This is a genomic window from Streptomyces sp. NPDC059255 (genome assembly GCF_042752355.1).
In the GTDB taxonomy this organism is placed as follows: domain Bacteria; phylum Actinomycetota; class Actinomycetes; order Streptomycetales; family Streptomycetaceae; genus Streptomyces.
This window is the reverse complement of record NZ_JBHYZP010000001.1, coordinates 523,287-542,097: the sequence shown is the minus strand read 5'-3', so window position 1 is coordinate 542,097 and position 18,811 is coordinate 523,287. Positions and strand designations below refer to the sequence as shown.

Annotated in this window: 14 protein-coding genes; 7 read left to right on the top strand and 7 right to left on the bottom strand. The window is 72.9% G+C overall.

Features of this window, described 5'->3' with window-relative positions; genetic code table 11:
* Positions 1-75: 75 nt before the first annotated feature.
* Complete coding sequence (locus ACFXKG_RS02315; protein WP_384830916.1) at positions 76-1,443, bottom strand: LCP family protein; 1,368 nt, start codon at positions 1,441-1,443, stop codon at positions 76-78.
* A 326-nt stretch (positions 1,444-1,769) separates the two neighbouring features.
* Between ACFXKG_RS02315 and ACFXKG_RS02310 the strand changes: the two genes are divergently transcribed.
* The gene (locus ACFXKG_RS02310) at positions 1,770-2,249 is read left to right on the top strand and encodes a hypothetical protein (RefSeq protein WP_384830913.1); all 480 of its coding nucleotides are present in this window, start codon (positions 1,770-1,772) and stop codon (positions 2,247-2,249) included.
* A 49-nt stretch (positions 2,250-2,298) separates the two neighbouring features.
* Here ACFXKG_RS02310 and ACFXKG_RS02305 read toward each other — a convergent pair whose 3' ends face one another.
* Positions 2,299-5,544 (bottom strand): alpha-L-rhamnosidase, encoded by a 3,246-nt coding sequence (locus tag ACFXKG_RS02305; protein WP_384831751.1) that lies wholly within the window; start codon positions 5,542-5,544, stop codon positions 2,299-2,301.
* Positions 5,545-5,797: 253 nt separating this feature from the next.
* On the opposite strand from ACFXKG_RS02305, the gene ACFXKG_RS02300 reads away from it, so the two are divergent.
* The 6 genes from ACFXKG_RS02300 to ACFXKG_RS02275 all read left to right on the top strand — a co-directional run bounded on the left by ACFXKG_RS02300 (position 5,798) and on the right by ACFXKG_RS02275 (position 12,726).
* On the top strand, positions 5,798-7,558 hold the full coding sequence (locus ACFXKG_RS02300; protein WP_384830910.1) for a hypothetical protein: 1,761 nt from the start codon (positions 5,798-5,800) through the stop codon (positions 7,556-7,558).
* Positions 7,559-7,691: 133 nt separating this feature from the next.
* On the top strand, positions 7,692-8,699 hold the full coding sequence (locus tag ACFXKG_RS02295) for an ABC transporter substrate-binding protein (protein ID WP_384830908.1): 1,008 nt from the start codon (positions 7,692-7,694) through the stop codon (positions 8,697-8,699).
* Positions 8,696-9,481 (top strand): ABC transporter permease, encoded by a 786-nt coding sequence (locus ACFXKG_RS02290; protein WP_384830905.1) that lies wholly within the window; start codon positions 8,696-8,698, stop codon positions 9,479-9,481. The genes ACFXKG_RS02295 and ACFXKG_RS02290 overlap by 4 nt, the downstream gene beginning before the upstream one ends.
* Positions 9,478-10,314 carry an ABC transporter permease gene (locus ACFXKG_RS02285; RefSeq protein WP_384830901.1) on the top strand — a complete coding sequence of 279 codons (837 nt, stop codon included), beginning with the start codon at positions 9,478-9,480 and terminating at the stop codon, positions 10,312-10,314. The genes ACFXKG_RS02290 and ACFXKG_RS02285 overlap by 4 nt, the downstream gene beginning before the upstream one ends.
* Complete coding sequence (mdlC, locus tag ACFXKG_RS02280) at positions 10,311-11,915, top strand: benzoylformate decarboxylase (protein WP_384830898.1); 1,605 nt, start codon at positions 10,311-10,313, stop codon at positions 11,913-11,915. The genes ACFXKG_RS02285 and mdlC overlap by 4 nt, the downstream gene beginning before the upstream one ends.
* Before the next feature lie 7 nt (positions 11,916-11,922).
* On the top strand, positions 11,923-12,726 hold the full coding sequence (locus ACFXKG_RS02275; RefSeq protein WP_384830895.1) for an ABC transporter ATP-binding protein: 804 nt from the start codon (positions 11,923-11,925) through the stop codon (positions 12,724-12,726).
* Here ACFXKG_RS02275 and ACFXKG_RS02270 read toward each other — a convergent pair.
* From ACFXKG_RS02270 to ACFXKG_RS02250, 5 genes are all read right to left on the bottom strand, one after another.
* Positions 12,710-14,566 carry a hypothetical protein gene (locus ACFXKG_RS02270; RefSeq protein WP_384830892.1) on the bottom strand — a complete coding sequence of 619 codons (1,857 nt, stop codon included), beginning with the start codon at positions 14,564-14,566 and terminating at the stop codon, positions 12,710-12,712. The genes ACFXKG_RS02275 and ACFXKG_RS02270 overlap by 17 nt on opposite strands.
* A gap of 28 nt (positions 14,567-14,594) precedes the next feature.
* Positions 14,595-15,524, bottom strand: coding sequence for a carbohydrate ABC transporter permease (locus ACFXKG_RS02265; RefSeq protein WP_384830889.1), 930 nt, complete (start codon positions 15,522-15,524; stop codon positions 14,595-14,597).
* Positions 15,521-16,471, bottom strand: a complete 951-nt coding sequence (locus ACFXKG_RS02260) for a carbohydrate ABC transporter permease (protein ID WP_384830886.1) — start codon at positions 16,469-16,471, stop codon at positions 15,521-15,523. Before ACFXKG_RS02260 ends, ACFXKG_RS02265 begins: the two co-directional genes overlap by 4 nt.
* Before the next feature lie 2 nt (positions 16,472-16,473).
* The gene (locus ACFXKG_RS02255) at positions 16,474-17,718 is read right to left on the bottom strand and encodes an ABC transporter substrate-binding protein (protein WP_384830882.1); all 1,245 of its coding nucleotides are present in this window, start codon (positions 17,716-17,718) and stop codon (positions 16,474-16,476) included.
* 133 nt (positions 17,719-17,851) lie between these two features.
* Positions 17,852-18,772 (bottom strand): ROK family protein, encoded by a 921-nt coding sequence (locus ACFXKG_RS02250; protein ID WP_384830879.1) that lies wholly within the window; start codon positions 18,770-18,772, stop codon positions 17,852-17,854.
* Positions 18,773-18,811 lie beyond the last annotated feature (39 nt).

Below are 18,811 nucleotides of genomic sequence, written 5' to 3'. Positions count from 1 at the left end.
AAGGGCCGGTGACCAGGGACTGGTGACCTGGAGCTGGTGACCAGAGGCGGGCCGCCCGTACACCCGTACCCCCGTTCACCCCGCGGGCTCCGGCAGGTCCGGGCCGACGGTGAGCGTCACCGCCCCCGGAGCCGCCCCGGTGTCCGGGACCGGGTCGAGACCGGGGAGCCGCGCGGCCAGGGTCCTCGCCTGGTCCGCGAGCCCCTCGGGATAGGTGAGGGAGGAACTCGCCGCCGGTGCCGGGGCGTTGCCGGTGGCGGCGATACGGAAGCCCAGCTCCCGCAGCCTGCCTGCGGTCTCGCGCGCCCTGCCGGGGACATCGGTGCCGTTGAGGACGGTCACCGCCACGGTGCCCGCCGCCGGGGGCAGCGGCGGCGTCGCCGCTTCGAGCCGGGCGCGGGTCAGCTCCCGGTCGTGGGTGAGCGCGGTGAAAAGCGTCCGGGCGGCGGACGGGTGCCACAGGACGTTGGCCGTGTCGGCCGGCACATCGCGCTGCCGGGGGTAGTTGGGCACGGTCAGGAACGAGATCCGGTCCGTGGGCAGGCTCCTGAGGGCGGCGGCCAGCTCGCGCAGCGGACCGAGGCCGGCCAGTTCGGGGTCGGTGGTGAGTGCCCCGGTGGCGGAGTCGAGGAATCCGTAGAGTGCCGTCGGCCGGTGGAGCGTGGCCTTCGCCTTGGCGGCGAGGGCGCGCAGGAACTCCTGCTGCCGGCCGATCCGGCCGAGGTCCGTACCGTCGCCGAGGCTGTAGCGGGCCCGTACGTACCCCAGCGCCTGCTCGTTCCTGACCGTCTGGCAGCCCGCTTCGAGATCCAGGGCGGCCTTCGTGTCGTGGATCGGTGCCGTGGGGCAGACCTCGACACCGCCGAGGGCGTCGACCATGCCGGTGAACCCCCGGAAGTCCACGATCACGAAGTGGTCGACGCGGACCCGGGTGTTCTGCTCGACCGTTCTGATGGTGCAGGCGGCGGCCTTGGCCGGGTCCCCGCGGAAGCCGCCGATCGCGAACGCTTGGTTGATCTTGAAGTGGTGAGGGGTGGAGGTGGCGCCGCCGCCCTGGTCGCAGGCGGGGATCGAGACCCAGGAGTCACGCGGGAAGGAGACCACCGTGGCCCATCGGCCGCTGCCGCCGACGTGCAGCAGCATCAGCGTGTCGGACTGCATCGAGGTCAGTCCTCCGCCGTAGGCGTCACCGGTCCCTGACCGGCTGTCCGAGCCGATGACCAGGATGTTCTCGCCGCCCTGGGTGGCGCGCGGACGGTTGTCGCCGAGCGCTCCGGCCACCCCCGCGCCGTGGATGTTCCCGTTGAGCCGGGTGTAGAGCCAGCCGCCCCCGGTGGCCGTGGCCAGCACGACGAGCGCCGCCGCCAGCGCGAACCAGCGGCCGATGCGGCGGCGCGGGCGCGGGGCCGGCAGGTTCCACAGGCTCTTGTCGCTCGGATTCACGCCGTCAGACTCCTCACTGCGTCACTGCTGTGTCACTGCGTCGCTGCTGTGCGACCGCATCGCTGCTGTGCGACCGCGCCGGCGCGTCACCGCGCCGGATCGGCCACCCGGTCAACAGCCGACCCGGCCCGCTGGGCACGGTCACCGCCTCCGTACGTCAACCGGCCGCCAACGCCCGTATGCCGATATGACGACATGCCAGTACGCCGGTACGTCGGACGGCTCTGTCCGGTGGCCCGGCTCCGGAGCGTGCCGTGTAGTGGGAGGTGTCGTGCCGCGGGGGCCGCGCGGCGGGGGAGGTACGGCCACCGAGCCCGGGAGGAACGATGTCCTCGATCCCGTCCGCCGCGCCCCCGTCCCCGCGCCCGCGGCGGACCCTGTGGAAGCTGCGCGCCGTGGCGAGGGTGCTGGCCGCGGCCGGGCTGGCGGTGGACGCGTATCTGCACGCGCATCTCGCGGACCGGTACGACAGCGTCTCCGCCGGCATCAGCCAGGGCGACCTGTTCCGTGCCGAGGCGGGGCTCGCGGCGCTCGCGGCGCTGCTCGTCCTGGTCTGGCGCCGGGTGCCCGGCGATCTCTTCGCCTGGCTGGTCGCGACGGGCGGCCTGGCGCTGCTGCTGATCTACCGCTATGTCGACGTGGGCGAGCTGGGCCCGGTCCCCAATATGTACGAGCCGGTCTGGTACGGCGAGAAACGGCTGACCGTCGTCGCGGAGGCCGTCGCCGTACTCGCCACCATCTTTCTGCTGTGCACGTATCCGCGCCGCCGGGGCGGCGCCCACGCGCGGCGGAACCGCCCCGCGTGAGCGCCGGCCGCGGCGCGTGGTCCGGCGCGCAGGTCGAAGGGCCGGTGGCTCAGCTCGCGAAGTGGTGGGTGCCCGGTCCCGCCGCGTACACCGCGCAGCCCTCCGCCGTGCGCAGGAGCCGGGTCTCCCCGTGGCGGACGCGCGCCGCGTCCGTGGTGGGGATCCAGACCTCCGCGGTGGTGTTGGCGGGCAGTCCGACCGTGAGCCGGAAGCCGCCGGAGCCGGCCTTCCAGCGGGTGGTGACCGGTCCGTGGAGGGAGTCGAAGCGCCCGCTCGCCTCCGTCACCCCGCCCCCGGGGCGCGGCCGGACGATGATCTTCCGGAAGCCGGGGGCGCCCGGCGCGATGCCCGCGATGTTCGCGTACATCCACTCCCCCACCGAGCCGTACGCGTAGTGGTTGAAGGAGTTCATGCCGGCGTCCTGGAAGGTGCCGTCGGGACGGATGGAGTCCCAGCGCTCCCACATGGTCGTGGCGCCCCGGTCGATCTGGTACCCCCAGCTGGGGAAGGTCCGCCGGAGCAGCAGCCGGTAGGCCACGTCGATGTGTCCGGTGTCGGTGAGGACGGGGAGCAGCCGCGGCGTGCCGAGGAACCCGGTCGACAGGTGCCCGCCCTTGGCCTCGACGAGCTGGACCAGCCGGTCCGCGGCGGGCGCCCGATCGGCCTCGGCCAGCAGGTCCATGGAGAGGGCCAGGACATACCCGGTCTGGGTGTCCCCCTTGATCCGGCCGTCGGCGGAGACGTATGCGGCGCGGAAGGCGTCGCGTACCGACCCGAACAGGGTGGTGTACGGCGCCGGGTCCTTGCCGAGGACCTCGGCGGTCCGCGCGACGAGGTCGGCGCTGTGGGCGAAGTAGGCGGTGCCGATGACGTCCTTGGGCGTCTCGTCCTCGATGTTGAGCCAGTCCCCGAACCCCTCGGCGGGGCGGAGGAATCCGCTGCTGTGCCGCTTCAGGTAGTCGAGCCAGGCGAGCATCGGGGCCCAGGACTCCTCCAGCACGCGGGTGTCCCCGTACGCCTGGTGGAGCGCCCAGGGGACGGTGACTCCGGCGTCTCCCCAGCCCGCCACCCCCTTGCCGATGATGTCCTCGCCGACGATCGGGGCGACATCGGTGAACGCGCCGTCGCTCTGCTGGCCGTCGCGCAGGTCGCCCAGCCACTTGGTGAGGAAGCGCGCCGACTCCATGGTGTAGGCGGCGGTGGGGGCGAAGACGTTGATGTCGCCGGTCCAGCCGAGCCGTTCGTCGCGTGCGGGGGTGTCGGTGGGCACGGAGAGGAAGTTGCCGCGCTGTCCCCAGGTGATGTTGCTGTGCAGCTGGTTGAGCATCGGGACGTTCGTCCTGAAGTCCATGGTGAACGGCGCGGCGGTGTGGATGACCCGTCCCACGACCGCGTCGGCCGACGGCCGGTCCGGAACCCCGGTCACCTCGACGTAGCGGAAGCCGTGGAAGGTGAAGCGCGGTTCGTACGTCTCGGTGCCGCCGCCCTTGAGGGTGTACGTGTCGGTGGCGCGGGCGGTGCGCAGATTGGCGGTGTAGAGCGTGCCGTCGGGGTTGAGGACCTCGGCGTGGCGCAGCCGTACGGTGGTTCCGGCGGCGCCCGAGACGGTGAGCCGGACGGTGCCGACCATGTTCTGGCCGAGGTCGAAGACGAAGACTCCCGGCTTCGGCTCGGTCACCTTCCTGGCGCGGAGTTCCGTCTCCACCCGGGAGGGGGCGTCGATCTGCGCGACCAGTGCGGGGACCCGGGCGGTGGCGGCGGCGGTGGCGTCGGTGACGACGGTAGCGTCGACGGGGAGCCACCCCGTCGCGTCGAAGCCCGCGCGCGTCCAGCCGTCGGTCTCCCGCCGGGCGTCGTACTCCTCGCCCATCACCAGATCGGCGGAGGTGACCGGTCCGGCGGCGGCCCGCCAGTCGGTGTCCGAGACGATCCGTTCGGTCGTGCCGTCGGTGTAGGTGATCTCCAACTGGGCTAGGAGGGCCGGGCGTTCGCCGTACTTGTGCGAGCCGAACCAGGCGATGTTCCCGGCGTACCAGCCGGCCGCGAGCGTGACCCCGAGCGCGTTGGTGCCGGATCCGAGCAGGGTGGTGACGTCGTACGTCTGGTACTGGACGCGCTTGTTGTAGTCGGTCCAGCCGGGTGCGAGCCGGTCCTCGCCGACGCGTTCGCCGTTGAGGTGCGCCTCGTACAGGCCGAGGGCCGTGGCGTAGAGCCTGGCCCGCGCGACCGTCCGGTTCCCGAGGCGGAACTCGCGGCGCAGTTGGGCGGCGGGGGCGTACGGGACGGCGATCCGGCCCCAGGGTCCCGACCCCCAGGGCGCGAGGACCTGGGCGGCGGGCCAGGACCCGTCGTCGTAGCCGGCGGACGTCCAGTCGTCGGTGGGCCGCCGGTCGGTGGCGCGCCAGGTGGCGCCGGTCGGGACCACGTGCACGCCGTCGGCGGTGGTGAGTTCCAGCAGCCCGAGCAGGCCCGCGGGGCTCTCGGTCGCGTTGACGGCCGACACGGCGATCACGTTGGTGCCGGGGCGCAGGGCGTCCGTCACTTCGGCGAGGACGGGGCGGCGCCAGTTCTCGGCGGGCCCGTCGGCTTCGGTGTGGGCGACCTGGACGCCGTTGACCAGGGCGGTGTATCCGTCGTCGGCGGTCATGACGAGGCGCGCCCGGGTGACACCGGCCGGGACGTCGACGCGGGTACGGAACCAGCGGGTGGCCGCGGGGGCGCCGCTCGCCGGATCGCCCTCGGGGAACCAGATCCAGGAGGCGCCGTCCAGGGAGGGGGCGCCGACGAGTTCGGCCGGCGCCCCGATCCAGCGCGCCGACCAGTCGGCGGGGTCGGTGAGCCCGGTCTCCCACCAGGACGGGGTGGCCCAGTCGGAGGGCGCGCCGTCGGCGTCCCAGACGCGCACGGTCCAGTGGTAGCGGGTCCGGGAGGCGAGCGCCGGGCCCGCGTACGGCACCAGGACGGATTGCTCCGAGGCCACCTTGCCGCTGTCCCAGACGTCGGGCCGGGTCAGGCGGTGCGGGGCGGTGGCGACCCGGATCCGGTACGCGGTCTGCCGCTCCCCGGGGCGAGCCGAGACGAACGGCCAACTCATCCTGGGGTGTGGGGTGTCGAGGCCCAGTGGCTGCCGTGCGTACTCGACGGTCGGCGCGGTGACGCGCAGCGCCGCCGTCGCGTCCCCCGCCGTTCCGGCGGCGGTGGGGGTGGCGGCCCGGGCGGCGGGCAGGGGTCCGGTGGCCAGGGTCGTGCCCAGGGCGGTTGCGGTGGTACCGAGCAGTCGTCTTCTGCTGATCACCATGCGACTCCGATACGACTCGGCGATGAATCGTTTCACTGCCCCGTGAAAGTAGGGAGCCCCGTGTGACCTGTCAAGGGCTCCGTGACACGGGGGACGAGCCGTGGGCCGCAGCCGTCCCTGGCGTCCCGCGGGGTTCCGGCCGAGGCCGGGGGGCGCGCGTGCGGAGGTTCGCGAAGAGGCCGACATGGCCGGGATGAGCACTACAATGCGGGTCTGCACACGGTGTGTTCGACGACTGGGGGGAGTCGCGATGTCTTGGGACGAGCAGCGCGGAACCGGTGATTCCGACAGATCCGGCGGGTTCGGCGGAAGCGGCGGGGCCACCGGGTCGGGTGGGTTCGGAGAGCCCGAGGAGCGCGGCGGGTTCGGCGCGTACGGCGGAGCCCGTGACGTCGGCGGCGCCGGTGGTCCGGGGGGATACGGCGGATTCGGCGGGGCGGGCGGATTCGGCGGGGCGGGCGGGGCCGGTGGCTTCGCGGCGCCTCCGCCGCCGCCCGCACCGCCCGCCGTGCCGCCCGGGCCGGCCGACCCGCTGCGCGCCGTCGCGGTGGCGCTGCTCAACCTCAGCGGTCTCGGGCTCGGTTACGCGCTGGCGCGCCGCCGGCTCGCGATGGTCCTCTGCTGGGTGGCGACCGGAATCCTGCTGCTGATCGCCCTGCCCGCCGACCCCGACGGCGTTCCCGACGGCACGCTCATCGCCTACCTCCTCTTCCTCGCGCTGGCGGCCGCCCACGGCGCCGCCGTCGGGCTGCGCACCCCGCTGGCCTGGCCGCCGCGGGCGCCCGTCGCCGTCGCGCTCGGCCTCGCCCTGCTCGCCGCCCCCGTCGGCGGCGTCGTGCTGTACGACGGCGCGCGCGAAGAGGCCACGCAGAAGCTGCTGCTGGACCGTCTCGACGAGGCCGACCGGCTCGTCGAGAGCGTACGGAGCCAGCCGTTCAGTACGGCCATGCCCTCCTTCGACCGGGCGCTCACCGCCTACCGCGATCTCCAGGAGGACCACCCGGACTCGCGGGCCGCGGCGCGCGTCCCGAACCGGCTGACCGCGTACTACGAGGCGGTCGGCAGCCCGTACGACGAGAGGAACTACTGCGGCGCGATAGAGCCGTTGAAGTATCTGCGTACGGTTCCGGGCACGGTGGGCAAGAAGCGCCTCGGCTCCCTGGCCACCTGGCCCGACGACCGGCTCGCCACCTCGCTGTACGAGTGCGGGGTCGGCGTCCTCGGCAACCCCAGCTCCGTATCGCAGGACGGCGGCCACCTCGGCGAACTGCTCACGGACTTCCCCGAGTCCCGCCAGGCCGCGAAGGTCGAGCCCGCGGTGCGCGCCTCGATCGGGACGACCGCCAAGGGCCTCAAGGGCGCCAACCCCTGTGATGTCACCGAGGAGTTGCGCACGCTCCGGGCCCAGGCGGCGGCGCTCCCCGGTGAGCGGGCGGGCGTGGCCGACGCGCTGACCGAGGACACCGGCAAGGCGGACGCGCACATCCGTTCCGGTACCTACGCGTGCGGTGTCGACCAGTACAAGGACGGCGACTTCGCGAAAGCGTTGACCACCCTGAACGACTTCGTCAAGACGTACAAGAAGGACGGCAACCGGGCGCGGGCCGAGAAGATCGCCATCGCGGCGGAGATCGCCGAGGACGAGCCGGCGGCGGGGAAGCGGCTGCCCACGACGGCCTCCGGCGGCTCCATCTCCGTCACCATCAAGAACGACAGCCCCGACGCCGTCGAGGTCCTGTACACCGGCCCGGTCACCGGCCGCGTCACCCTCCAGGGGTGCGGAAGCTGTACGCGGTACTCCAGCGCGCTGTCCGCCTCGGTGAGCGCCTGCAAAAGCACCAAGAGCTACCCGCAGAAGACGATCAGCCTCCCGGCGGGCACCACGTACTTCCTGCACAAGTCCAAGAGCAGCACGGCCACGTCCTCCGGCGCCGACAAGGCGAAGATCCAGCCGGGCTACCTCTACACGGAGTGCGCGTACGTGGTGGAAGGCGCCATCACCGGGTTCTAGACGCCGCGGCGCCGGGGGCCGTGCGGGGGCGGGGGCCGTGCGGGGGCGGGGGCCGTGCGGGGGCGGGGCGCGGCGCCCGGTCCGGGGGACGCCCTATGGTGCGGTCGGTCGCCCCCCTCTATGGTGCTGTGATATGGGACTCCAACTGCGCCGGTTCCGCGTGAGGTTGGCCGTCGTCGGGCTGATCCTGCCCCTGCTCCTCGCCGGCTGCGGAGGAGGCGGCGCGGAAGGCTCCGGGGGTTCCGCCGGCGCGTCGGGCGACCCGGGCGGTCCGGAGAAGAGGACGCTCACCGTCGCCGGTCTTCCGCTCACCGACGTCGCCGCGCTGCACATCGCCGTCGACCGGGGGCTCTTCGCGGAGCAGGGGCTGACGGTGCGTGTCCAGCAGGTGCAGCAGAGCGTCCAGGCGCTGCCCGCGCTCGCGAACGGGCAGGTGGACATCATCGGCGGCGCCAACTTCGTGACGTTCCTCCAGGCCCGGGAGAGGGGCACGCTCACCACCCGGGTGCTCGCCGAGGGGGCCAGGAACGCCCCGCGGATGATGGGCGTTCTGGTGCTGCCGGGCTCGAAGATCACGACACCGGAGGATCTGCGGGGCAAGCGGGTCGGGGTGAACATCCTCAACAACATCCAGTCGCTCACCCTCAACAGCGAGCTGGGCGAGCGCGGCGCGGGGCTCCCGGCCTACCGCCAGGTGCCGTTCCCGCAGATGGGCGCGTTGCTGGAGCGGGGCCAGGTGGACGCCGTACACGCGGTCGAGCCCTTCGCGTCGGCCATCAAACGCGATCTGAACGCCCGTACGGTCATCGACGGCGCCGCGTCTCCCGCCGACGGGCTGCCGCTCAGCGGCTATGTCACCACGCAGCGGTTCGTCGACACGTACCCGAGGACCGCCGCCGCCTTCCAGCGCGCGATCGCGGCGGCCCAGGCGATCGCGGACCAGGACCGCGACGCCGTGGAGCAGGTGCTCCCCGGCTACACGAAGATCACGCCGGCCGAGGCCGCCGCCATCGGACTGCCGGGCTATCCGCCCACGTCGAGCGCCGCGGAGCTGAACAAGCTCATCGCGATGATGCGGGACCAGGGGCTGCTGACCCGGGCCATGGACGCGGCGGACCTGCTCTACGAGCCGGGCAGGTGAGACGGGGCGGCGCACGGGAGAGGCTGCTCGGGGCCGTCGGGGTGCTCGCCGCCTTCGCCCTCTGCGAGGCGCTCGGCCGCTCGGGGCTGGTACGGAGCTCCTATCTGCCGCCCGCCTCGGAGGTGCTGGTACGGGCCGTCCGGCTCGGCGGGGACGCCGCGTTCCTGCGGGGCGTACGGGCCACCGTGGAGGCATGGGCCGCCGGGCTGGCGCTGGCCTGCGCCGTCGCGGTTCCGCTCGGACTGCTGCTGGGCAGCGTCCCGGCGGTGAACGAGTCCGTACGGGTACTGATCGAACTGGTACGCCCGGTGCCGTCCGTGGCGCTGATCCCGCTGGTGTCGCTGCTGCTGGGCGCGGGCGCCGGGACCACCGTCGCGCTGGTCGCCTTCGCCGCGGTCTGGCCGGTGCTGTTCAACACGGTCTACGGGCTCGGCGAGACCGATCCGCTCGCCGAGGAGACCCTGCGGGCCTTCGGCTTCGGGCGGCTCGCGGTCCTCCTGCGGGCGGGGCTGCCGTCGGCCGCGCCGTTCATCGCGGCCGGGGTACGGATCTCCGCGGCGACGGCGCTGATCCTCGCGGTGGCGACGGAGATCCTGGCCGGGTTCGGCGAAGGTCTCGGGATCTTCATCGCCCAGGCGGGCACGGCCACGGACGGCACCACGGACGTCCTGGCCGCGGTGGTGTGGGCGGGACTGCTGGGGCTGCTGATCAACGGGGTGCTCCTGGCGGCCGAGCGGCGGCTGTTCCCCTGGACGCCGGAGCACCGGGGGGCCGGCACATGAACTCCCGCGCCCTGCCCTACCGTACGGTGCTGCCGCGCGTCGGCGTTCCCCTCGGGGCGGTGGCGGCCTGGCAGTTGGCGGCGTGGGGGTACGGCAGTGTCTTCTTCCCCACCCCGGCGAGCATCCTGGCGCACGGCCACGCCCTGTGGTTCGCGGGACCGCCGGGGCGGCTCTTCCTCACCGACGACGCCGTCGCCAACCTGCTGCCGAGCCTCGGCCGGGTGGTCGCCGGGTTCGCTCTCGCCGCGCTCTGCGGCATCGTGCTCGGGCTGGCGCTGGGCCGCTCGCGGGACGCGTACGCGCTGTGCGACCCGGTGCTCCAGTTCGCGCGCGCCGTCCCGCCGCCCGCGCTGGTGCCGGTCTTCGTGGTGCTCTTCGCCCCGGGCACCCGGATGCAGCTCGCCTCGATCGTCTTCAGCGCGGTCTGGCCCGTGCTGATCAACACCGCCGACGGGGTCCGGAGCGTGGATCCGCTGCGGCTGGAGGTCGCCGCGGCCCTGCGGATGTCCCCGGCCGAACGGGTGCTGCTGCTCCATCTGCCCGCCGCGCTGCCGCGGGTCTTCGCCGGACTGCGGCTGAGCCTGTCGCTCTCGCTGATCCTCATGGTCTTCTCCGAACTGCTGCCCGGCACCGCGAACGGCATCGGCTTCCAGCTCGTCGACGCCCAGACACGCTCCGATCTACTGACCGTATGGGCGGTGATCGTGCTGCTGGGCGTGGTAGGGCAGGTACTCAACAGTGCGCTGGTGGCCCTCGAACGACTGCTCCTCGGCGGACGGCGCGAGGGGCGCGCCCCTTCCCCCACGAGACCCGAGAGAGGCGGTTCCCGATGAGTACGACCGTCCGTCAGGCGGTGGTGGAGCTGTGCCGCGACACCGGTATGACGACCGTCTTCGGCAACCCCGGCTCGACCGAACTGCGGATGTTCCGCGACTGGCCGGACGATTTCCGCTACGTCCTCGGGCTCCAGGAGTCCACCGCCGTCGCCATGGCGGCCGGCCACGCGCTGGGCACCGGACGGGCCACGCTGGTGAGCCTGCACTCCGCCGGGGGCGTCGGCCACGCGCTGGGCGCGGTGTTCAACGCCTGCCGGGACCGGGTGCCGCTGGTGGTCGTCGCGGGCCAGCAGTCCCGCGCACTGCTGCCCCTCCACCCCTTCCTCGGCGCCGACGAGCCGACCCAGTTCCCGCGCCCCTACGTGAAGTTCAGCCGCCAGCCCGAGCGGGCCGCCGATGTGCCCGGCGCGCTCGCCGAGGCGCACCGCGTCGCCATGACCCACCCCCGGGGCCCGGTCTTCCTCTCCGTACCGGAGGACGACTGGGACCGGCCCGCCGAGCCGGTCGCCCCGCGCACCGTGCACAGCGGATACGGCGCGGATCCGGAGGCTCTGGCCCGGCTGGCCACCGCGCTCGACGGGGCGCGGCGGCCCGCGCTGGTGGTCGGGCCCGCCGTCGACGACGAGCGGGCGGGGTCCGAGGTCGCCGAACTGGCCGGGCTGACCCGGGCGGCCGTCTGGATCAGCCCGCTCTCCGGCCGCTCCGGGTTCGACGAGCGCCATCCGTACTTCCAGGGCTTTCTGCCGCCCGTGGCCGACCAGTTGGCGGAGCGGCTCGCTCCCTACGATCTGGTGGTCGCGCTGGGTGCCCCGCTCTTCACGTACCACGTGCATGTGGCGGGGCCGCCGCTCGCGGCCGGCACCGAGCTGTACCACCTGGACTGCGATCCCGGTCAGGCCGCCTGGCTGCCGGTCGGCACGAGCATCGTCACCACGCTCCGCCCGGCCGTACGGGCGCTCGCCGGGCTGGTGCGGCAGGCCGACCGGCCGGTGCCCCCGGTGCGGGCGGTGGCGCCGCCCGCGCGGCGGGGCCCGGAGATCTCCCCCGAACTGCTGCTGGACCTGCTCGGGGAGCGGCTGCCCCGGTCCACCGTGCTGGTGGAGGAGGCGCCCAGCCACCGGGACGCGCTGCACGCCCGGCTGCCGGTGAGCGCGGAGGGCGGCTTCCTCACCACCGGCAGCGGCGCGCTCGGGTGGGGGCTGCCGCTGGCGGTGGGGCGGGCGCTCGCCGGTGGTGGGCGCGTGGTGTGCGTGCTCGGTGACGGCTCCGCGCTCTACTCGGTGCAGGCGCTGTGGACGGCCGCCCGACAGCACGCCCCGGTGACGTATCTCCTGCTGGACAACGGCGGTTACGGCGCGGTGCGGGCACTGGGGCACCGGATCGGGGTCGCACCGGTCCCGGGGACGGACATCACCGGGATCGACTTCGCCGCGCTGGCCGCCGCGTTCGGCTGTCCCGGCCATGCGGTCGAAGAGCCCGGGGAACTGCCCGCGGCGCTGGACCGGGTGCTCGGGCTGGGCCCGGACGACGGCCCCGCGCTGCTGCGGATCCGGGTGCCGGCCGACGACTCCCCGCTGTACGAACCCTGGGCCCGGTGACGGGGGCGTGCTGCGGATCGAAGGACTCGGCCACCAGTACGGCCACCGGCACGGCCGCGGGGCGGACCGGACCGCCGGGGCACACACCGCGGACGGCGGGACCGAGGCGTTACGCGGCATCGAACTCACCGTTCCCGACGGCCAGTTGCTCACCATCGTCGGGCCCTCCGGGTGCGGCAAGTCCACCCTGCTGCGGTGTGTCGCCGGGCTCGTCCGACCCACCTCGGGCCGGATCACCCTGGACGGCGCGCCCGTCGACGGGGTGCCCGACCGGCTAGGGATCGTCTTCCAGGACTACGGCCGCTCGCTCTTCCCGTGGCTGTCCGTGCGGGACAACGTGGCACTGCCGCTGCGCCGGCACGGTCTCGGCCGCGCCGCGCGCCACGCCGCGGCGGCCCGGATGCTGGAGCAGGTCGGGCTGGCCGGAACGGCACGGCGCCATCCCTGGCAGCTCTCCGGCGGCATGCAGCAGCGGGTCGCCCTGGCGCGGGCGCTCGTGGCCCGGCCGTCGCTGCTGCTGATGGACGAGCCGTTCGGGGCCCTGGACGCGCAGACCCGGGAGGAGCTGGAGGATCTGCTGCTGCGGCTGCACCGCGCGGAGGGCATGACGGTCCTGCTGGTCACCCACGACATCGACGAGAGCGTGTACGTGGGCGACCGCGTGGTCGTCCTGGCACCGGGTCCCGGCCGGATACGCGCCGATCTGCCGGTCGGGCTCCCGGCGGAGCGCGACCAGATCGCCACCCGCGGGCTGCCGGAATTCACCGGGCTGCGCTCCGCGGTGGGCCGGGCGGTCAGGGGCGGGGACTGACGAGTTCGTCAGCTCCGGTGAGGGTCAGGGTGTAGGAACCGGGGACCCGGCCGGTGATCCGGACGCGGGTGCCCGGCAGGGTGTCCCGCGCACCCAGGTGGGTGAAGCGTTCGCCGTCGTCGAAGAGTGCGGGCTGCGCGGGGCCCGTACCGTTGCCGGGTCCGAAGCGGATGGTGTCCTCGCCCACGGTGTAGCTGCCGGTGCCGTCGGCCAGCTCGAACGCGTCGCTCCCGGGCAGGGGGCGGGCCCCGGTCAGAACTCCCCCGCCCCGGAAGGTGAGTTCGAGGACGAAGGAGGTCGGGACGCCGGTCAGCCCGAGCCGTACGTCCACACCGGATCCGGTCGGGACGACCTCGGCGTCGACGCGCAGCCGGTGCTCGTCGGCGGGGCGGTGTCCGAAGTCCATGGCGGCGAAGAAGCGTCCCTCGCCGCCCAGTTCGTACCCCCCGCCGGGGCGCCGCCGGTCCTCGGGCAGCGGCTGGTAGAAGCGGGCGGTGGTGGTCCTGGTCAGCGAGCAGCGCCCGTCGTCCGCCACCCGCAGGCCGTCGCCGCGGAACGGGCCGAGGCCGAAGAAGTTCACCGAGAGCCGTACCGCGTCGAGGACGGCGGCGCCCTGCCGGAACCTCAGGAAGGTGGGGTTGGTGGCGAGGCCCGAGGCGATGTCGGGGAAGCGGGCGTTGTCGCCGCCGCCGTAGACCGTGACGGTACGGCGTCCCGTACGCCACCGGGCCAGACCGGAGTCGGCGAGGACGGTCCGCGCCGGGCCGGCCCCGGCCGCCGGGACCGCGGCCGGGGGCACGGCCGCGGCCGGGGGCGGCGGCGGGGGAAGCGGCCGGGCGAGGGTGGGGTCGAGCAGGGTCTCCGCGAGGACGTCGGCGGCGAGTTCCGCGCCGACGGGGCGCGCGAGGATGCCGGTGACGACCGCCGCGTAGTCGGCGCGCCCCTCCCGTACGGCGAACCTCCGGTACGGCAGCAGGAATCCGGCCCCGTCGAAGGCGGTGCGCTGGTCCTGGCGGCGGGAGTGCACGGACTCCACCGCTCCGTCCTCGTCGAAGAGTTCCGCGAAGGCGTCGAGGTTGCGCCGTACGGGATCGAGCAGTTCGGGTCGGTCGAGGGCGTCCGCGACGGCGAGGAGGGACGGGTTGGTCACGTGTGCGGCGTACAGGGGGCTGCGCTCGGAGTACATCCCGTCCGGCTGGAGGTCGACGCCCTCCGCGAGCCACTGGCCGACGCGGGCGGGCAGCCGCGGGTCCGGGTCGAGGCGGTGCAGCCTGGCGAGGGCGGCACACAGCTCCCAGCGGTGGTTCGGGGTGTGGACGCCGCCGGTCAGCAGCGCGGGGGTCACGGCGCGGCGGATCGCGGCCAGCCCGGAGCGCAGCCCGGTCAGCTCCGTACCGCCTTCTCCTTCAGCGGAATTGCCGTACGCGTCGATCAACCTGGTCGCCACGCACACGTCGTTGACGGTGAAGGAGGAGTCGGGCGGTGAGGCGAGGTTGTCGCCGCCGAAGAGTCCGTCCGCGCCCTGGAGTGTGGCGAGTTGGTCGAGCAACCGCCGGGCGGGGGGCAGGAGTCCGGGGTCGGCGTGCCGGCGGGAGCGCGGGTGGAGGAAGGCGGTGAGGAGTGTCTTGACGGCGCTCGCGAGGGCGCGGTGCTGGGCGGTGGCGTACGCGCCGTCCGCGAGTGCGGCGCGCAGCTCGGGCACGTACCGGTCGAGCGGGGCCATCAGGGTGTCCACGAACGGCAGGTCGGTCCCCGGCGGCAGCGCCCGGTCCCGCCAGGGAGCGGGGTGCGGGGTGGAGTGAGGGGCGGAGTGACGGTGAGGGGTGGAGTGAGGGGGCATCGGCTGGGTCACGGTGTTCGGCTCGCTCTCAGTCTTTCAGGCCCGCGTTGATGTCGGCGTTCATGACGTAGCGCTGGAACACCAGGAACATCACCAGCAGCGGCAGCAGGGAGATGACGGACGCGGCGATCAGCACCGGCCAGTCGATGTTCTGCGCGCCGATGAGGTTGCGCAGCGCGACCTGGAGGGTGAACCGCTCCTGGTCGCCGAGGACGATCAGCGGCCAGATGTAGTCGTTCCAGCGCCACTGGAAGGAGAAGATCGCCAGCGTCACCACGATCGGCCGGGCGATCGGCAGCATGATCCGCGTGAAGATGCCGATCTCGCTCGCGCCGTCGATGCGCGCCGCCTCCAGGATCTCGTCGGGGACGGTCATGAAGAACTGGCGGAACATGAAGATGCCGGTCGCGGTGATGATCGACGGGACGATGATCCCGGCGAGGGTGTCGTACAGCCCGAGTTCCCGCACGACGGCGAAGGACGGGGTGAGGATGACCTCGGTGGGCAGCATCGTCGTCGCGAGGACGCAGACGAAGAAGACCCTGATCCAGCGGGCGGAGTACTTCGCGAGGGCGTATCCGGTGCCGGCGCTGGCGAGGACCGTGAGGACGGTCGTGACGGAGGCGACGAGCAGGGTGTTGCCGAAGTAGCGCGCGAAGTGGATCCGCTGCCAGGCGTCCACGAACCCCTGGACGGTCCAGTCGCGGGGCAGGACGGAGAGCGGATAGCTGAAGAGTTCGCTGCCCGGTTTGAAGGCGCTGAGGACGAACCACAGGACCGGGAAGGCGAAGCAGGCGGCCAGCGCCCACAGCGCGAGGGTGACGGCGACCGTACGGGGTCCGTTCCCGCCGCCCGGGACCGGCCGCTTCCGGTCGGCGCGGCCCGGCCGCTTCACGCGGCTCCCCGTGTCCTTCACGCGGCTCCCCGTGTCCTTCACGCGGCTCCCGGTGTCTTTCATGAAGCTCCCCGCCCTCGGCCGAGACGCATCTGCACCAGCGCGACCACCAGCAGGATCGCCATCAGCACCATGGAGACCGCGCTCGCGTAGCCGACCTCGGCCCGCTTGAAGCCGGTCTCGTAGATGTACTGCACGATCAGGCGGTTGTCGGTGCCGGGACCGCCGCCGTTGAGCGCCTGGACCATCGCGAATTCCTTGGTGGCGTTGATCGTCGCCAGCAGGATCACCATGAAGGAGGTGGGGGCGATGGCCGGCAGGGTGATGTGGCGGAACCGCTCCCATCCGTTGGCGCCGTCCAGTTCGGCCGCCTCGTAGTACGACGTCGGCACGTTCCTCAGGGCCGCGATGAACAGCAGCATGTTGAACGCCGTGCCGCCCCAGGCGGTCGCGAGGACCACCACGGCGAGGGCGAGGTCCCCGTCCGAGGACCACTTGACCTCCGAGACGCCGAGGGTGCCGAGGACGAAGTTGACGAAGCCGAAGTTCTCGCCGAAGAGCCAGCGCCAGATGACGCCCGTGACGATCGGGGAGATCAGCCACGGGAAGAAGAAGACGACCTTGGCGACGGTCGTGCCGCGGGCGAACCGGCTGACGAGGAGCACCGCGACGAGCAGGGAGAGGACATAGGTGAGCGGGACGGACAGCACGACGTACACCGCCGTGCGCCCCAGGGCCGCGTAGAAGTCCGTGTCCCCGAAGAGGGTGCGGTAGTTGTCGAGGCCGACGAAGTCCGGCTGCCCGAAGCCCCGGTAGTCGGTGAACGAGTAGAGCAGCCCGAGAGCGCCCGGCCAGACGAAGAACAGCAGGAACATCACGATGTTGACCGCGGCGAGCACGATCGGAGCCGACCGGTAGCGGCCGGGCCGTCGCCGGCGGGGCGCCGCGGAGCGCGGCGGCGGGATGCTGCGGCGGCCTGCCACGACGGCCGCCGTCGACGTCGACTTCATGATCAGCGACCGGCCTCGGTGAACTTCTTCTCGATGGCGGCGACCGTGGTCCTCACGTCCTGGTCGCCGTTGAGGTACTTGACGGTCTCGTCCTTGATCGGATCGTCGGTGGACCCCTTGCCCCGGTAGGCGTCGGTCAGTTCGCTCCGCATCTGGAGGGAGCTGATCGGGCCGGACGAGGCGATCTCATCGTTGTAGACGTCGAAGGCCTCCTTGTTCGCGGCGTACTTCACGCCGATGCCGTCCTCGACGGGGAGGAAGCCGGAGATCTCGCAGAGCTTCCGGTAGTTCTCCGGCGTGTACAGCCAGTCGATGAACTCCGCCGTCTTCTCCGCGGCCGGACCGTCGTACCCGACGACGTAGTTGGTGCCGAGGTTCGTGGCGCGCACGGGCTGCTTCGGCATGAGGACGGACTTCCACTCGAAGTCCTTGATGTTCTGGGAGAAGTCGGTGATCTGCCAGACACCCGAGTAGTACGCGGCGACGCGGCCGCTCTTGAACAGGGCGTTGGCGTCGTCCCCGGAGAGCCAGACGGAGCGGGGCATCATCTTGTCGTCGTTCAGCGCCTTGAAGCGCTCCAGGCCGGTGGTGGTCTCCGGGTTCGCGGCGTACGCGCCGCCCGCGTCCGGTCCGAAGCCGTTGCTGCCGTACTGGTAGAGGAAGGAGCGCAGCCGGTGGCTCGAACCGTCCATCACCATGCCGTACTTGGCGTCCGTCGCCTGCTGCACCTTCTTCAGCGAGGCGGTGAACTCGTCCCAGGTCCACTGGTCCTCGGCCGACTTCGGGTACGGTACCCCCGCCTTGTCGAAGAGGCTCTTGTTGATGAACAGGCCGACCGCAGTCAGGTCGGTCGGCAGTGCGTTGATCTGCCCCTTGGACGACTTCGCGAGGAGGTTGGCCTTGACCTTGTTCTTCTCGGCCGTGCCCGTCAGGTCGAGCAGGGAGCCCGCCCAGAGCGGGTCCACCGAGGGCACCCGGGCGAGCGCGGGCAGATCGCCCGCCTGGGCCGCGTTGCGCAGCTTGGTGCGCAGGTCGTCGTAGGGGATGTCGACGACATCGATCTTGACGCCGGTCTCCTCGGTGTACTCCTTCGCCATCGTGGCGAAGCCACCGCCCTGGTTCCCGTCGCCGGAGAGCCAGAACTTCAGGGTGTCGGAGTCTCCCCCCGCGCTGCTCTCACCGCCGAACGCGCAGCCCGTGAGGGCGAGCGAGAAGACGGTCGCTATCGGGATGAACTTCTTTCGCATGCCGTCCAACTTTCTTGGTGTGACCGGGACGAACGGGGGGTGTCGAGGGGCCGCCGGGGGGAGCCGATCCCCGGAGCGGCGTGTCCGGGGCCGCGGGTGGAGCGGCTCCGGACGGCGAAGCGGTCCCGCCGCCTCAGGGACCGGGGCTCAGGGCCTCGCGCGCCGCGATCAGCGCGCCGGTGAGGGCGGCGTCGTCGTACGTACGGGAGCGCAGCAGCGTGGGCGGGAAGGGGACGAGCCGTTCCAGCGCCGCGGCGAGCGCCGTGAACACCTCGTCGTGCCGGGCCATCCCGCCGCCGACGACGATCCGCGCCGGGTCGAAGGCGATGGCGAGGTTGGCGACGGCGGCGGCGAACCGCCCGAGCCGGTCACGGATCTCCGCGCCGAAGCCGGCCTCGGTGGCCGCGAGTTCGAACGCCGTGCCGGCGGTGGCGTCCTCCCCTGTCCTGGCGCGCGCGAGCGCGGTCAGCGCCGCGCCCGAGAAGGCTTCCTCCAGGGGTGCCCGGTCCTCCCGTACGCCGGGGTCCGCGGGGTCGAGGACCTGGTAGCCGATCTCCCCGGCGGCGCCGTTCTCGCCGGTCAGTACGGTCCCGCCGACCACCAGCGCGCAGGAGAGGCCGGTCCCGACGTTGAGATAGATGCCGTGTCCGACACCGGCCAGCCGGCCCTCCCTGGCCTCGGCCAGCGCCGCGGCCTTGACGTCGTTCATGACGGTGATCGTGGCCCGCGGGAAGAGCGCGGTGGCCGCCCGGCGCACCCGCAGCTCCTCCCAGCCCGGGGTGTGGGGCGCGAAGAGCACCCCGGTCTCGGTGACGATCCCCGGGCAGACCAGCCCGGCGCTGCACACGTCCGCGCGCTCGGCCCCGGGGCCGAGCAGGGCGTCCACGGTGTCCGCGATCCGCGCGAAGAGGGGGTGCGGGCCCTCCTCGGGGCGCGTGGGTATGCGCTCGGTACGGCGCGCGGAGCCGTCCGCCCCGCCGGTGACGAGGAGCGCGGTCTTGGTTCCGCCGATGTCGACCGCCACCATGGGCCCCGGGCTGGCAAGCGCTTTCATGAGCGATGATTGTAAGGGAGCCTCCTAAATAAACAAGAG

Coding starts and splice junctions, on each gene's coding strand:
- ACFXKG_RS02270 (WP_384830892.1), bottom strand. CDS start 14,566: ATGCCCCCTCACTCCACCCCTCACCGTCACTCCGCCCCTCACTCCACC.
- ACFXKG_RS02310 (WP_384830913.1), top strand. CDS start 1,770: ATGTCCTCGATCCCGTCCGCCGCGCCCCCGTCCCCGCGCCCGCGGCGG.
- ACFXKG_RS02255 (WP_384830882.1), bottom strand. CDS start 17,718: ATGCGAAAGAAGTTCATCCCGATAGCGACCGTCTTCTCGCTCGCCCTC.
- ACFXKG_RS02260 (WP_384830886.1), bottom strand. CDS start 16,471: ATGAAGTCGACGTCGACGGCGGCCGTCGTGGCAGGCCGCCGCAGCATC.
- ACFXKG_RS02265 (WP_384830889.1), bottom strand. CDS start 15,524: ATGAAAGACACCGGGAGCCGCGTGAAGGACACGGGGAGCCGCGTGAAG.
- ACFXKG_RS02285 (WP_384830901.1), top strand. CDS start 9,478: ATGAACTCCCGCGCCCTGCCCTACCGTACGGTGCTGCCGCGCGTCGGC.
- ACFXKG_RS02295 (WP_384830908.1), top strand. CDS start 7,692: ATGGGACTCCAACTGCGCCGGTTCCGCGTGAGGTTGGCCGTCGTCGGG.
- ACFXKG_RS02300 (WP_384830910.1), top strand. CDS start 5,798: ATGTCTTGGGACGAGCAGCGCGGAACCGGTGATTCCGACAGATCCGGC.
- mdlC (WP_384830898.1), top strand. CDS start 10,311: ATGAGTACGACCGTCCGTCAGGCGGTGGTGGAGCTGTGCCGCGACACC.
- ACFXKG_RS02250 (WP_384830879.1), bottom strand. CDS start 18,772: ATGAAAGCGCTTGCCAGCCCGGGGCCCATGGTGGCGGTCGACATCGGC.